12 protein-coding genes are annotated in these 14,163 nt (G+C 72.6%); 8 read left to right on the top strand and 4 right to left on the bottom strand.

All coding sequences use genetic code 11. The annotated features are described in order from the left end of the window. The first annotated feature begins 66 nt into the window (after positions 1–66). From ABT299_RS08875 to ABT299_RS08850, 6 genes are all read left to right on the top strand, one after another. Positions 67–1,632, top strand: coding sequence for an acyl-CoA synthetase (locus ABT299_RS08875; RefSeq protein ID WP_500250262.1), 1,566 nt, complete (start codon positions 67–69; stop codon positions 1,630–1,632). Then, the gene (locus ABT299_RS08870) at positions 1,622–2,575 is read left to right on the top strand and encodes a Zn-ribbon domain-containing OB-fold protein (protein WP_500250261.1); all 954 of its coding nucleotides are present in this window, start codon (positions 1,622–1,624) and stop codon (positions 2,573–2,575) included. The genes ABT299_RS08875 and ABT299_RS08870 overlap by 11 nt, the downstream gene beginning before the upstream one ends. Further along, positions 2,575–3,627 carry a thiolase family protein gene (locus ABT299_RS08865; protein ID WP_190865858.1) on the top strand — a complete coding sequence of 351 codons (1,053 nt, stop codon included), beginning with the start codon at positions 2,575–2,577 and terminating at the stop codon, positions 3,625–3,627. The genes ABT299_RS08870 and ABT299_RS08865 overlap by 1 nt, the downstream gene beginning before the upstream one ends. After that, a complete protein-coding gene (locus ABT299_RS08860; protein ID WP_500250260.1) occupies positions 3,620–4,777 on the top strand; it encodes a thiolase family protein in 1,158 nt (385 codons plus the stop codon). Before ABT299_RS08865 ends, ABT299_RS08860 begins: the two co-directional genes overlap by 8 nt. Positions 4,778–4,870: 93 nt before the next feature. Next, entirely contained in the window at positions 4,871–6,445 is a 1,575-nt protein-coding gene (locus ABT299_RS08855; RefSeq protein WP_500250259.1) for an acyl-CoA synthetase, read from the top strand. Between the two features lie 355 nt (positions 6,446–6,800). After that, positions 6,801–7,271 (top strand): MarR family winged helix-turn-helix transcriptional regulator, encoded by a 471-nt coding sequence (locus tag ABT299_RS08850; protein WP_387021174.1) that lies wholly within the window; start codon positions 6,801–6,803, stop codon positions 7,269–7,271. Positions 7,272–7,292: 21 nt separating this feature from the next. Here the strand turns inward: ABT299_RS08850 and ABT299_RS08845 are convergent, their stop codons facing one another. The 3 genes from ABT299_RS08845 to ABT299_RS08835 are packed head-to-tail and all read right to left on the bottom strand — an operon-like array spanning position 7,293 to position 10,817. After that, positions 7,293–7,886: a TetR family transcriptional regulator gene (locus tag ABT299_RS08845; RefSeq protein WP_190865891.1), complete on the bottom strand. Its 594-nt coding sequence runs from the start codon at positions 7,884–7,886 to the stop codon at positions 7,293–7,295. Positions 7,887–7,897: 11 nt separating this feature from the next. After that, a complete protein-coding gene (locus tag ABT299_RS08840) occupies positions 7,898–10,015 on the bottom strand; it encodes a YhgE/Pip family protein (RefSeq protein ID WP_500250258.1) in 2,118 nt (705 codons plus the stop codon). 34 nt (positions 10,016–10,049) lie between these two features. Then, positions 10,050–10,817, bottom strand: coding sequence for an ABC transporter ATP-binding protein (locus tag ABT299_RS08835; RefSeq protein WP_500250257.1), 768 nt, complete (start codon positions 10,815–10,817; stop codon positions 10,050–10,052). A 206-nt stretch (positions 10,818–11,023) separates the two neighbouring features. On the opposite strand from ABT299_RS08835, the gene ABT299_RS08830 reads away from it, so the two are divergent. Continuing rightward, positions 11,024–11,422 (top strand): DoxX family protein, encoded by a 399-nt coding sequence (locus ABT299_RS08830; protein WP_387021163.1) that lies wholly within the window; start codon positions 11,024–11,026, stop codon positions 11,420–11,422. Positions 11,423–11,598: 176 nt separating this feature from the next. Continuing rightward, positions 11,599–13,236, top strand: coding sequence for a serine/threonine protein kinase (locus ABT299_RS08825; RefSeq protein ID WP_500250256.1), 1,638 nt, complete (start codon positions 11,599–11,601; stop codon positions 13,234–13,236). Positions 13,237–13,308: 72 nt separating this feature from the next. Here ABT299_RS08825 and ABT299_RS08820 read toward each other — a convergent pair whose 3' ends face one another. After that, positions 13,309–14,130: a hypothetical protein gene (locus ABT299_RS08820; RefSeq protein WP_190865844.1), complete on the bottom strand. Its 822-nt coding sequence runs from the start codon at positions 14,128–14,130 to the stop codon at positions 13,309–13,311. Between the last annotated feature and the right edge of the window lie 33 nt (positions 14,131–14,163).

The following is a 14,163-nucleotide window of genomic DNA, read 5'->3' as shown; positions in this document are numbered from 1 at the left end:
GATCTACTTTGGTCGCCGGGCGCCGCCGGCAGGCGGTGCTCACCGTGATCACGCAAGGGAGATCCGATGGGGTCGTTGGGCTTTTGGCGGTTGGCGCAAGCCGATCCCGAGTGGGTCGCCGCCGTCGATCCGGACGGTGCGCAGTACTCCGCGGGCGACCTGCTGGCCCGCTCGAACCGGCTCGTCCACGGGCTCCGCGAGCTCGGTCTCAAGGACGGCGACGGCATCTGCGGGCTCGTCCCGAACGGCGTCGAGGGGCTCGTCCTCTACCTGGCGGCGCTGCAGGCCGGCTGGTACTACACGCCGATCAACTGGCATCTGACCGGGCCGGAGATCGGCTACATCGTCGCCGACAGCGAGGCCAAGGCGTTCTTCGTGCACGAGCGGTACGCCGCCGAAGGCGTGCGCGCCGCCGACGAGGCGGGGCTCGACGCGCACCGCCGGTTCGGGTTCGGGAAGGTCGAGGGCTTCCGGCCCTACGCCGAGCTGGTGGACGGGCGGCCGGACACGCTGCCGGAGAACCGCAGCGCCGGCGCGACGATGCACTACACGTCGGGCACGACAGGACGGCCGAAGGGCGTCAAGCGCGCGCTGACCGGGCTCGACCCCGACGACAGCGCCGAGCTGATGACGTTCCTGCTCGGCCTGTTCGGGATGACGCCGGGACGGCCGGCGGGCGGCGAGCACCAGGCGCACCTGATCACGTCGCCGAACTACCACACCGCCGTCACCCAGTTCGGCGGGACGGCGCTGCAGATGGGCCACACCCTCGTCTACATGGACAAGTGGGAGGCCGAGGAGACGCTGAAGCTGATCCAGGAGCACCGGATCAGCAACACCCACATGGTCCCGACGCACTTCAAGCGGCTGCTGGCGCTGCCGGAGGAGGTGCGGGGCAAGTACGACGTGTCGTCGATGAAGTGGGCGATCCACGCGGCGGCGCCCTGCCCCGTCCCGATCAAGCAGCAGATGCTCGACTGGTGGGGCGACTGCATCTGGGAGTACTACGCGGCCACCGAGGGCGGCGGCACGATCGCCAGCCCGCAGGACTGGCGCGCCCACCCCGGCACGGTCGGCAACGCGTGGGCGATCAGCGAGCTGCTCATCGTCGACGACGACGGCAACGAGGTCCCGACCGGGCAGCACGGCACCATCTACATGAAGATGGCCGGCGTCCAGTTCGAGTACAAGGGCGACAAGGAGAAGACGGAGAAGAACCGGCTCCGCGACTTCTTCACGGTCGGCGACATCGGCTACCTGACCGAGGACGGGTTCCTGTTCCTGTCCGACCGGAAGGCCGACATGATCATCTCGGGCGGGGCGAACATCTACCCCGCCGAGATCGAGAACGAGATCACCCTGCACCCCAAGGTCGCGGACGTCGCCGTGTTCGGCATCCCCGACGACGAGTGGGGCGAGCAGATCAAGGCCGTGGTCGAGCCCGCCGAGGGCGCCGAGCCCGGGCCCGCGCTCGCCGAGGAGATCCTGGCGTCCCTGGAGGGCCGGCTGGCGAAGATGAAGTGGCCGAAGACCATCGACTTCATCGAGACCATGCCGCGCGAGCCCAACGGCAAGCTGCTCAAGCGCAAGCTGCGGGACCCGTACTGGAAGGACCGCGACAGTGCCATCTGAGACCACGCAGGCGTCCGAGACGGCGGTCAACCACGTCGTCGAGTTCCCCGGCGGCTACACCCGCTCGGTCGGACCGGTGATCGGGCGCTTCCTGAGCGAGCTGCGCGACGGCCGGATGGTCGGCGTCCGCACGGCCGGCGGGCGGGTGCTCGTCCCGCCGTCGGAGTACGACCCGGAGACCGGCGAGGACGTCACCGGCGAGTTCGTCGAGGTCGGCCCGTCCGGGACCGTGACGACCTGGTCGTGGGTGCCGAACCCGGCGAAGGGGCACCCGTTCGACCGGCCGTTCGCGTGGGCGCTGATCCGCCCGGACGGCGCCGACACGGCGCTGCTCCACGCCTTGGACCTCGGCGTCTTCGAGGCGGGTGCGAAGCCCCCGAAGACCCTCAAGACGGGGATGCGGGTGCGGCCGAGGTACCGCGCGGAGCGCACCGGGACGATCGGCGACATCGAGTGCTTCCAGCCCGAGGTCACCATGATCAACCCGCAGGCGAGCCTGGAGTTCCGGCTGAAGGGCGGCAAGGCGCTCGGCCGGTTCCTCGACGGCATCGCCGAGGGCCGCATCATCGGGCAGCGCTGCCCGGTGTGCGAGAAGGTCATCGTCCCGATGAAGGGGTTCTGCACGCGCGACGGCGTGCCCACGACCGAAGAGGTGGAGCTGCCCGACACCGGCACCGTCACCACCTTCGCGGTCAACAACATCCCCGACCCGCGCGCCCCCGAGGTGCCGTTCGTGTCCGGCTACGTCCTGCTGGACGGCGCGGGCCTGACGATGCTGACGCTCATCGCCGGCGTCCCGGCCGACCAGGTGCGGATGGGCATGCGGGTGAAGGCGGCGTGGCGGCCCCGCGAGGAGTGGGACCGGTCGATGGCCAACATCAAGTGGTTCGAGCCGATCGACGAGCCCGACGTCCCCTTCGAAGAGATCAAGGACTTCATGTAATGCGTGATGTCGCAGTCGTCGCGTTCGTGCAGAGCCACCACACCGCCGAGGACCAGGGGCTCGCGGAGACCGAGATCGTCCTGCCGGTGATCACCGAGATCAAGGAGCGGACGGGCCTGTCCCGCTTCGGGTTCACCTGCTCGGGCTCGTGCGACTACCTGCAGGGCGCGCCGTTCGCGTTCGTGTCCGCGCTCGACACGCTGGGCGCGTGGCCGCCGATCTCCGAGAGCCACGTCGAGATGGACGGCGCGTGGGCGCTGTACGAGGCGTGGGTGAAGCTCCAGATCGGCGCGATCGACACCGCGCTGGTGTACGGGTTCGGCAAGTCGTCCCAGGGCGACCTGCGCGCGATCATGAACCAGCAGCTCGACCCGTACACGCTGGCCCCGCTCGGCGTCGACCAGGTGTCGATGGCCGCCATGCAGGCCCGCGCGTACATGGACAAGGCGGGCGTGAAGGAGGACGACCTGCGCGCCGTCGCGGCGCGGTCCCGGGCGGCCGGCCGCGAGAACCCGTTCGCGCTGCACCTGCCGGACCCCGAAGGGTCCGCCGATGAGCAGGACTACGACGTGGCGCCGCTGCACCCCTATGACGTCGCGCCCATCACCGACGGCGCGGCGGCGATCGTCCTCGCCGCGGGGGACAAGGCGCGGGAGCTGTGCGAGCGGCCCGCGTGGATCACCGGGATCGACCACCGCACCGAGCCGCACGCGCTCGGCGTCCGCGACCTGACCCGGTCCGAGGCCGCCCGCATCGCGGGGGAGAGGGCCGGCGCGGCCGGGGTCGAGATCGCGGAGCTGCACGCGCAGTTCAGCCATGAGGAGCTGATCCTGCGCGAGGCGCTCGGCCTGGGCGACGGCGTGGCGGTCAACCCGTCCGGCGGGGCGCTGTCGGCGAACCCGGTGATGGCGGCGGGCCTCATCCGCATCGGCGAGGCCGCGTCCCGCATCCACGACGGGACGGCGTCCCGGACGCTCGGGCACGCCGCGTCCGGCCCCTGCCTGCAGCAGAACCTCGTCTGCGTGATGTCGGGAGAGAAGAACAATGGCTAACCCCTGTGCGGTCATCGGCGTCGGGCAGACCCAGTACAAGACCAAGCGGCTGGACGTGTCGATGGCGGGCCTGCTGCGCGAGGCGGCCCGCCGCGCCCTCGACGACGCCGGGCTGACCTGGAAGGACATCGACGCGATCGTGGTCGGCAAGGCGCCCGACCTGTTCGAGGGCGTCGTGATGCCGGAGCTGTTCCTGGCGGACGCGCTCGGCGCGACCGGCAAGCCGCTGATGCGGGTGCACACGGCCGGCTCGGTGGGCGGGTCCACGGCGATCGTCGCGGCGAACCTGATCCAGTCCGGCGTGCACGACCGGGTCCTCACGATCGCGTGGGAGAAGCAGTCGGAGTCGAACGCGACGTGGGCGCTGACGGTGAACGGGCCGTTCACGACGTCCCTCGTCGTCGGGGCGGGCGGGTACTTCGCCCCGCACATCCGCGCCTACATGGCCCGGTCCGGCGCGCCCGACCACATCGGCACGCTCGTCGCGGTGAAGGACCGGCAGAACGCGCTGCGGAACCCGTACGCGCACCTGAAGATCCCCGGCATCTCCCGCGAGATGGTCGAGTCGACGCCGATGCTGTGGGAGCCGATCCGCTACCTGGAGACCTGCCCGTCGTCCGACGGCGCCTGCGCGATGGTGCTGGCGTCGGAGGACGCGGCGAAGAAGGCGCCGGGCAAGCCCGCCTGGGTGCACGGCACGTCGATGCGGTCGGAGCCGATGCAGTTCGCGGGCCGCGACAGCGTCAGCCCGCAGGGCGGCAAGGACGCGGCGGCGGACGTGTACAAGCAGGCCGGCATCACCGACCCGCGCCGCGAGCTGGACTGCGCCGAGGTGTACGTGCCGTTCTCCTGGTACGAGCCGATGTGGCTGGAGAACCTCGGGTTCTGCGGCGACAACGAGGGCTGGAAGCTCACCGAGGCCGGCGCGACGGCGTTCGACGGGGACATCCCGTGGAACCCCTCCGGCGGCGTGCTGTCGTCCAACCCGATCGGCGCGTCCGGCATGATCCGGTTCGCGGAGGCGGCGCTGCAGGTCCGCGGGCAGGCCGGCGAGCACCAGGTGGACGGGGCGCGGCGCGCCCTCGGCCACGCCTACGGCGGCGGCGCCCAGTTCTTCGCGATGTGGATCGTCGGCGGCGGCAAGCCCTGATCCGTCCCGGCTCCCGTCCTTTCCCTGTCCCGTGTTCCCCTGGGGGCGACCCCAGGCCCCGTAGGCGCGAATACCCCCTCCGGAGGACGTCCGATGGAGTACAACCACGCTGATCTGTTCGAAGGAGTCGCGGACGCGATCGGCGACCGCGTCGCGGTGGTCTGCGGCGACCGGCGGCTCACCTACGCCGAGCTGGACGAGCACGCCAACCGGCTCGCGCACCACCTGGAGTCGGCGGGCGTGCGGCCCGGGCAGCACGTGGCGATGCAGCTGTACAACGGCGTCGAGTACGCGGCGGCGCTGCTGGCGGCGATGAAGATCCGGGCCGTGCCGATCAACGTGAACTACCGGTACGTCGAGACGGAGCTGCTCTACATCTACCAGGACTCCGACAGCGTCGCGCTGCTGTACGACGTGGAGTTCGAGGAGCGGGTCGCCGCGACGGTCCCGGAGGCGCCGGAGCTGCGGCACCTGATCGCCGTGGGCGGCGAGCCGTCGATCGACGGCGCCGTCCGCTACGACGAGGCGCTGGCGGCGCAGCCGGGGACGCGCGGGTTCCCGGCCCGCTCGGCCGACGACACCTACATCATCTACACGGGCGGGACGACCGGGATGCCGAAGGGCGTCATGTGGTCGACCGAGCAGATGCTGCTGGCGTTCTGGAACCCGACGTTCCCGCGGCCGACCAGGCCGGAGGACGTCGTCGACCTGGCCCGCAACGGCGGTCCGATGATCATGATGCCGATCGCGCCGCTGATGCACGGCGCCGCGCAGATGGCCACGTGGATCGCCTGGTTCATGGGCGCCACGCTGGTCTACGCGCGCAAGTTCGACGCGGCGGAGATCTGGCGGACGATCGAGCGGGAGAAGGTCAACTCGCTGACGATCACCGGGGACGCGATGGCGATCCCGATGGCGGAGGAGCTGGCGCGCGGCGGGTACGACACGTCGTCGCTGCTGGCGTTCGTGTCGACGGGCGCGATCCTGACCGGGACGGTCCGCGACCGGATCCAGGCGCTGCTGCCGAACACGATGATCCTGGACCGGTTCGGGTCGACGGAGTCGGGCTCGACGGCGGAGGCGACGGCGGGCTCCACGCCGGAGAAGGGCCTGAAGTTCGCGCCGGACGTGGAGAACGTGACGGTCCTGGACGACGCGCTCCAGCCGGTGAAGCCGGGGTCCGGGGTGATCGGGCAGGTCGCGCGCACGGGCTACATCGCGCACGGCTACTACAACGACCCGGAGAAGACGGCCCGGACGTTCCCGGTCGTCGACGGGAAGCGGTGGCTGCTCACCGGCGACATCGCGACGGTGGAGGAGGACGGGACGATCGCCGTCTACGGGCGGGGGTCGCAGGCCATCAACACCGGCGGCGAGAAGGTGTTCCCGGAGGAGGTCGAGGCCGTCCTCAAGGGGCATCCGGGCGTGTACGACGCGGTGGTGACGAGCGTTCCGGACGAGCGCTGGGGCAACCGGGTCGCGGCGGTGATCCAGCCGTCGGGCGAGCGGCCGTCGGCCGAGGACCTGGACGCGCACTGCCGCAAGGAGCTGTCGGGCTACAAGGTCCCGCGCGTGTACGCGTTCGTCCCGGAGATGAAGCGGTCGCCGGCCGGGAAGGCGGACTACCGGTGGGCGAAGCAGGTCGCCGGCGAGGCGGACGGCGGGTGACCATTGCGCCGGCAGGTGAGCGGGCGCCGGCAGGTGAGCGGGCGCCGGCAGGTGAGCGGGCGCCGGCAGGTGAGCGGGCGCCGGCAGGTGAGCGGGCGCCGGTGCTGAGCAGGGCCGGCGGGTGAGAGGGGCCGGATAGGGGGCGGCCCCGAACCTTCGTGGGATCCGGGGCCAGGAGCGGACCGCCTGTTTAGTGGTCCTAACAAAAGCCAGTTTAGTAGCGCTCCGTTCCTGCCCGGTTCCTCCGCGGTGTCTGGTTCGACACAGCCGGGGACCGTCCCCCGGCTGGTCCGTTCCGTCCCCGGCGCACTAGACTGATCCTCTCTATTTCAGAGAAAAGAACGAGAGGTGGGGCGTGGCGATCCCGGACCGCGAGCGGATGATGGCGGAACTGCAGGCGGGGATGCAGCGCTCGACGATGTTCACCGTGCTGCTGCATCACGCGACCGCGAGCAAGGCGGGGATGAACGTCACCGACGCGCAGTGCGTCAACGCGCTCACCCTGGACGGCCCGCAGACCCCCGGCCGGCTCGCCGAGCTGATGGGCATCACGACCGGCGGCGCCATCACCGCCGTGATCGACCGGCTGGAGAAGGCCGGCTACGTCAAGCGGACCCGCGACCCCGACGACCGCCGCCGCGTGATCGTCGAACTCGTCCCGGAGAACGTCGCCCGGTTCGGCGAGTACTTCGAGCCGATCGCCCGCGTCTTCCGCGAGCGCCTCGCGTCCTACTCCGACGAGCAGATCGCCGTCCTCCTCGACTGGATCAGCGCCAACAACGCCGCGATGCCCGGCGTGATCGAGCAGGTCCGCGACCTGCCCTGACCTCTGCGTCGGCTCCAGGGCTCACCGGGCCGTGAGGCGGCCGCGCAGCAGGTCCATCAGGGTGGCGTGGACGTCGGCGAAGGAGCGGTCGGGGTCGAGGGCGCGCCAGTCGAGCGCGACGGTGAGCACCATGCCGAACACGGCGGACGCGGCGGTGCCGGTGTCGAGGTCGGCGCGCAGGTCGCCCGCCTCGACCGCGGCGCGCAGCACGTCCGCGACCACGCCGATGGCGCGCTCCCGGATGAGCCGGGCGGTGTGCTGCCAGTCGCCGCCCGACCGCCACGTCTCGGCGATCAGCAGCCGCGCGAACGACTCGTGCTCCCCGATGAACGCCAGCTCGGCGCTCACCACCGCCTCCAGCGCGTCCAGCGGCGGGCGGCCGGACGCGGCGTCCCGCAGCGCGGCGGCGAGCCGCTCCACCCCGTACTCCAGCAGCGCCGCGAACAGCGCCGCCTTGCTGCCGAAGTTGTAGTAGACGGTGCCCTTGGCGACCCCGGCGCGGTCGGCGATCTGGTCGACGGTGGTGGCGGCGAGCCCGCTCTCCGCGATCAGCTCGATCGCCGCGGTGAACAGCTTCTCCCGGGTCGCGCTGCGCGCCACGTCCCTGCCTCCCACGGTCGGGCCTTCTAGAGCTCCAGCGCCGGGTGCAGGCGTTTCATCGTCCAGACCCGGTTGTGCCGGACGGCCAGGGCGGTGAGCGCGAGCCCGCCCGCCAGGAACGCCGCCAGCACCGCACAACCCTGCCATACCGAGGTCAGGTCGCCGCCACTGATCAGGTGCCGGACGGCGTCGACGACCCACGGCATCGGCAGCCACGGCCGGATCGCCTGGAAGAAGCCGGGGCTGGTCTCGATCGGGTAGGTGCCGGCGGCGGAGGTGAGCTGGAGCATCAGCAGCGCCAGCGCGATGATCCGGCCGATCGGCCCGAACCGGGCGTTCACCCACTGGATCACGGCGAGGAACGCGGCGGACGCCAGCACCAGGAAGCCGGCGAGCCCGGCCCAGTGCTCGGCGCGCAGCCCGAGCGCGAAGTGCAGGACGGCCAGCACGACGCAGGCCTGGGCGGCGCCGACCGCGGCGGCGGGCAGCCAGCCGGCGAGGGCGACGCGGCGGCCCGGCGCGGTGCCCGCGAGCGCGCGCGGGTTCAGCGGCCGCAGCAGCATGTAGATGATCATTCCGCCGACCCAGAGCGACAGCGGCACGAAGAACGGCGCGAATCCGGTGCCGTAGTTCGGCGCCTTGTTCTTCGTCGAGGACGCCAGCCGGACCGGGTTGCTCATCATGTCGTCGCGCGCGTTCCGCTCGCCGTCGCCGTAGGACGGGACCTGCGCGGCGCCCTCGTCCAGGCCGCGGGCGAGCCGCTGGTTGCCGTCGGCGATCTGCGCGAGCGCGGTCTCCAGCGTGACCGCGCCGCCGGAGAGCCGGCCGAGCCCGTCCTCCAGCTGCCCCGCACCGCCCGACAGCGTGCCGAGACCGTTCGTGAGCTGCGACGACCCGGACAGCAGCTGCCCGGCGCCCGCGTTCACCTGCTTTGTCCCGGCGTTGAGGCGGTCGACGTCGCGGCGCGCCTTCTCGACCTTCGCGGCGAGGGTCGGGGCGTCCTCGGCGAGTTTGCGGGCGGCCGTCCCGACGGTCCGGGCGTCGGCGGCGACCTTGCGCAGGTCGCCGGTGTGGTCGCGGACGTAGCCGTCCACCTGCCGCGCGACGGTGACGACCCGCGCGGCGGCCCGGGTCAGGTCCTGCCGGACGTTCGCCGGGACCTCCGGGTGCGTGGCGAGGTAGGTCTCCAGCTCGGCCTGCGCCCTCTCGGCCTGCTTCACGGCGGCGCCGGTCTGCTCGGGAAGCCGTCCGGCGCCGTCGGCGAGGACGTCCGCGCCCCGCGCGACCAGCAGCGCGGCCTGCCGGATCTCCGGCGCGCGGTCGCGCAGCAGCGGGACGAGGGTGTCGCCGGCCTTGTCGACGGTGGTGGTCAGCCGCTGCATGCCGGCCGCGACCTGCCCGGTTCCGGTGCGCAGGTCGTCCAGCCCGGACGTGAGCCGCCCGCTGCCGGAGCGGGCCTCGTCGATACCGCCCTTGAGCTTGCCCGCGCCGGACTTCGCGTCGCCCGCGCCCTTCGCGAGCTTCCCTGCGCCGTCGTGCGCCTGCCCGGAGCCGTCCGCCAGCTCGCCGGCGCCTTCGGCGGCCTTGCCGAGCCTGGTGTGGAGCTTGTCGAACGACAGGAAGATCTGGTCCAGGTAGCCGCGCACCGCGTTCCCGCCCGCGGCGGCGCTGATCTCCTTGAACGCGGCCTGCGCGAGCGTCCCGACGACGTAGTTGTTCGCGTCGTTCATCTGGAGCCGGAGCCCCGCCGCCGTCGGCGTCCCGTTCCCGGACGGCGAGGCGATGCGCGCGCTGAAGTCCGCCGGGATCGTCAGCGACATGTAGTACTTCCCGGACCGGACGCCCTTCGCGGCCTTCTCCGCCGAGACCGTCTTCCAGTCGAAGACCTGCCGCTTCTTCAGCTCGTCCGCGAGGTCGGCGCCCGCGTGCACGGTCTTGCCGCCGGCCTTGGCGGGCCGGTCCTCGACGACGAGGGCCACCGGCACGTGCCGGAGCCGGGCGTACGGGTCCCAGAACGACCACAGGTACAGGCCGGCGTACAGCAGCGGCAGCAGCACCAGCCCGGCCAGCGCGATGCGCGTCAGCCGGTTCCGTGCGAACCGGCGCAGTTCCAGACCGCCCGGCGTCAGTGCGGGAAGCCTCATGGGGGGATCTCCCTAGGTCTTATTTCACGATGGTTCAGGGCAGCCGGACGGTCTGGGCGACGCCCTCGGCCGGGGCCGGGTCGTGGCAGGCGGCGATGACGGTCACGCCGGAGTCGGCGATGGCGCGGAGACGGCGCCAGAGCGCGCGCTGCCGGTCGGGGGGAAGGCCCTCGTCGACGTCGTCGAGCAGCAGGAGGCGGGGTTCGCCGACGAGCGCGAGCGCGGCGCCCAGGAGTTGGGCCTCGTCGGGGTCGAGGTCTTCGGCGAGGGTGCGGGGATCGGCGTTAAGGCCCACGCGGTCGAGGGCGGCGCGCATCCGGGCGTCCCGCCCGCGGAAGCGGCCGAGGATCCCCTCGTGGAGCGCGAGCGCCTCCCGCACGTGCTCGCGGACGGTCAGCGCCGGATCGAGCCCGGTCACCCCGGGGACGATCCCGAGCGCCGCGATCCGCTGGACGGCCCGCAGGTCGTCCAGCGCGATCCCGCCGACGCTGCCGGTGCCGCCGGTCGGCTTCATCCGCCCGCCGAGGGCGAGCAGGAGCGCGGTGCGCCCGGACCCGGCGATGCCGCTCACCGCGGCGAGGCCGCCGGCGGGGACGTCGAGGTCGACGTCGTGGAACACCGGTCCGCGGGCGCCGCGCAGCGACAGCCCGCGGGTGCGGACGGCCGCCGCCGCGCGGCTCCCGGCGGCGCCGCGTCCGGCTCCGGGACGGCCCCCGCCAGTCCCGGAGCCGCGGGAGGGTCCAGAGACGGCCGCGGCGGTCCCCCCGGCCGCGGCGACCGCCCCTGGAGTCTCGGATGCCATCGGTACCTCCGCGAAGCGTTTTTGCACTGACCGGTCAGTACAAAGATAGCTCTGCCGGAAAACCGAACACATCCGACGAATCGGTGACATCAGACACGTGACCGCTCCGCCGCCCGCCACACAGGTCAACAGGGGTGACCTCGGTCACATCGGTCGCCGGCGCGCGGCACTATTAGACGCGCAGTCTGATCTGCCAGACTTCGGGCATGACCGACTCGTCGCGCGCCACCCGCCGGCTCGCCGCCCTCATGGCGGGGATGGGCGCCGCCCACCTGATCGCTCCGAGGCCGTTCGACGCGCTCGTCCCGAGGCGGCTGCCCGGCAGCCCCCGGACCTGGACCTACGCCAGCGGCGTCGCCGAACTCGCGTGCGCCGCGGCGGTCGCCTTCCCCCGCACCCGCCGCACCGGCGCCCTCGCCACCGCCGGGCTCATGGCCGCGGTCTTCCCGGCCAACATCAAGATGGCCTACGACTGGCGCGACAAGCCGCTGCCGCTCCGCGCCGCCGCCTACGGCCGCCTCCCCTTCCAGGCGCCCCTCATCGGCTGGGCCCTCCACGTCGCCCGCAAAGCCGGCTCGGCGCACCCCGCCGACCGACCCTGCTGACTGCCCCTGCCGGCTGCCCCCCTGCCGACTGCGCGCATCCTGCCGACCGAGCGCACCCGCTGACCGGAAGCGACCGCGGGTAGGCGGGGGCCGCGTGCCCCACCGCGTTGGCCCGACGCGGTCGGGGATGACATGATTTCCGCCGTCCCCGACACAACGGCCCGGGAGGGCGGACCGTGGAACCAGTGCGTCCCGAGGATCCCGCGGAGATCGGCGGGTACCCCGTGCTCGCGCGCATCGGCGCGGGCGGCATGGGCCAGGTCTACCTCGGCGCCACCGGCGGCGGACGGCACGTCGCGCTCAAGGTGATCCGGGACGACTTCGAGAACCCGCAGGCGCTCGCCCGGTTCCGCCGCGAGGTCGCGACCGTCGAGCGGGTCCGCAGCCGGTTCGCCGCCGCGATGGTGGGCGCCGGGCTGGACGCGCCGCCGTACTGGCTGGCGACCGAGTACGTCCCGGGCCCGACCCTCCGGCAGGCCGTCGCGCAGTACGGGCCGCTGCCGCCGGACACCTGCCTGCGGCTCCTCGCGGCGCTGGCGGAGGGCCTGCTCGAGATCCACCGCCAGGGCGTGCAGCACCGCGACCTCAAGCCCGGCAACGTGATCCTCGCGCCGGACGGCCCCCGGCTGATCGACTTCGGCATCGCGCGCGGCGAGGGGCAGACGCAGATCACCCAGACCGGAGCGTGGAACGGCACGCCCGGCTACGTCGCGCCCGAGGTGGTGCGCGAGCAGCTGCCGCTCCCGGCCTCCGACGTGTTCTCCCTCGCCGGGACGATCGCCTACGCCGCGACGGGACGGCCGCCGTTCGGCGGCGGGCGGATCGAGGCGATCATCCACCGGACGCTGAGCGGCGAGATCGACGTCGCCGGCGTCGACCCGCGCGTCGCGGACCTCGTCCGGGAGTGCGCGCGGAAGGAGCCGGGCGACCGCATCCCGCTGGAACGGCTCGCCGGGGTGGCGGCGGGCGCCGGCGCCCTCGCGCAGGACCCCGTGTACCGGCGGCTTGTCGGTGCTCCTCCGATGCTGCCCGTGACCGTCGCGCAGGCCGCCGCGGTCGGGCTCGTCCCGCCCGACCGCACGCGGACCCCGGGCCTGACCGGCGGACGCCGCCGCGCCGCCGTCATCGCGGCGGGCGCCGGGGTCGTCGCCGTCGTGCTGGCGGTCGCGCTCGCCGCCCGCCTCGGCTTCGACGGCAAGGACGACGGCGGGCACCGGGACGCGGGCGGGCCGTCCGCCGGCTCGGGCGAGAGCCCCGGCACGAGGACGAGCGGGACGGCCGCGGACGGTCCGCAGACCGGTGCCGGCGCGACGCGCTCCCCGGCCTCGGGCACGACCGGCGGGAACGGCGTCCCGCCCGACAAGATCCTCGTGAAGCAGCCCACCAACGACTTCGGTCAGCTGGCCTGGACGAAGGCGAACTTCAACTGCCTGCCCGCCGTCCGCCCGGAGGACGACGCCCTCGCGAGCGACCTGCAGACCTCCGCACCGCGCACGCCCTACGGAGGCAAGACCGTCGAGCTGGGCGCCCGCTTCAAGTACAAGTCGCCGTCGCGCTACTACCTGGCGGTCCAGGTCCGCCCGCCGACGGGGATGGGCGGGAACGCGGTCACCGGCATCGTCAACAGCAAGCCGCGTCTCTATCCGGGCGAGAGCGGGTGGCTCTACGTGCACTACCCCGCGGACTTCAAGTGGAGCGGCGCCGGAAGCGAGGCGTTCGACCTCACCAAGGGCGACTGGACGGTCATCTGGATGCACGTCCGCTCCAACGGCGACGCCTACTACCTGGGCTGCGACGGCTTCACGGTGAAGTGAACCCGCCCGGCCGGCCGTGAAGCGGGCGGGCCGGTCCGCCCCGGACGGAGCGGACCGGCCGAGGAGCCCCGGCTACTTCGCTCTGTACTTCGCGGACGTCTTGGCCAGCGAAGGGTAGTTCTGGTACTTCGAGTACGACTCGAAGATCGCGGTGTTCGTGCCCGCCGGGGACGGCAGGCCCGCCCGGAAGTCGGCGATCCCGTTGAGGATGCCGTTCCATCCGCAGCCCGACGACTTCGGCACGGCGAACGCGTTGTCGACCGGGGTGGAGGCGAGGACCCCGTTGTCGAGCACGTGCGGCCCCGTGCCGGTGATCGGCTTGTTCGGCGGCGGCGGGTCCGTCGTGGCGTAGGTGAGGTTCAGCACGATCGGGTCCGCGTCGCTTCCGATGAAGCAGGTGTCGCCGAGCAGCGGGTTGATCGTCTTGATCTTGAGCTTGAGGCGGAGCGCGACCTCGCCCTCCGGGGACAGCTCCGGGTCGGCGGCCAGCTGCGGCTGCGCGCTGATCTGCAGCAGCGGGATGAAGTCGGACCCGTCGATGCCGAGGACGCCGCCCTTCACGCGCTGCGGTTCGGCCCGCATCGGGCCGAACACGGCCCACTGCTCCAGGGTGACCGGGTCGTAGCCGTTCGCCCAGGTCATCTTGATCGGCTGGGTGATCGTCTGGTCGATCGACCCGATCTTCAGCTCCCCGCCGCCGATCACCGTGACGGTGCACAGCGCGAAGGCCGGGTCGTATCCCGCCGGCAGCTGGTCGGGGGTCGGGCAGTCGTTGAAGTCCAGGCCGGGCGGGACGTCGTCGGCGCTCGCCGGCCGGGTCAGGCCGGTGAGCGCCAGGGCGGCGAGCCCGGCGCCGAGCGCCGCGGCGGTGAACCGCCTGAAGGGTGCTCTCATCGTCTCAACTCCATGGAGGGGGGTGGAAGGCCC

The sequence above is a fragment of the Spirillospora sp. NPDC000708 genome (assembly GCF_040299565.1).
In the GTDB taxonomy this organism is placed as follows: Bacteria; Actinomycetota; Actinomycetes; order Streptosporangiales; family Streptosporangiaceae; genus Spirillospora.
This window is presented reverse-complemented; position numbering and strand designations above follow the sequence as displayed.

What these genes read in the sequence shown, in the direction of transcription:
- ABT299_RS08855 (WP_500250259.1), top strand. Translation starts at nt 4,871, where the DNA reads ATGGAGTACAACCACGCTGATCTGTTCGAAGGAGTCGCGGACGCGATC.
- ABT299_RS08875 (WP_500250262.1), top strand. Translation starts at nt 67, where the DNA reads ATGGGGTCGTTGGGCTTTTGGCGGTTGGCGCAAGCCGATCCCGAGTGG.
- ABT299_RS08860 (WP_500250260.1), top strand. Translation starts at nt 3,620, where the DNA reads ATGGCTAACCCCTGTGCGGTCATCGGCGTCGGGCAGACCCAGTACAAG.
- ABT299_RS08830 (WP_387021163.1), top strand. Translation starts at nt 11,024, where the DNA reads ATGACCGACTCGTCGCGCGCCACCCGCCGGCTCGCCGCCCTCATGGCG.
- ABT299_RS08835 (WP_500250257.1), bottom strand. Translation starts at nt 10,817, where the DNA reads ATGGCATCCGAGACTCCAGGGGCGGTCGCCGCGGCCGGGGGGACCGCC.
- ABT299_RS08840 (WP_500250258.1), bottom strand. Translation starts at nt 10,015, where the DNA reads ATGAGGCTTCCCGCACTGACGCCGGGCGGTCTGGAACTGCGCCGGTTC.
- ABT299_RS08865 (WP_190865858.1), top strand. Translation starts at nt 2,575, where the DNA reads ATGCGTGATGTCGCAGTCGTCGCGTTCGTGCAGAGCCACCACACCGCC.
- ABT299_RS08820 (WP_190865844.1), bottom strand. Translation starts at nt 14,130, where the DNA reads ATGAGAGCACCCTTCAGGCGGTTCACCGCCGCGGCGCTCGGCGCCGGG.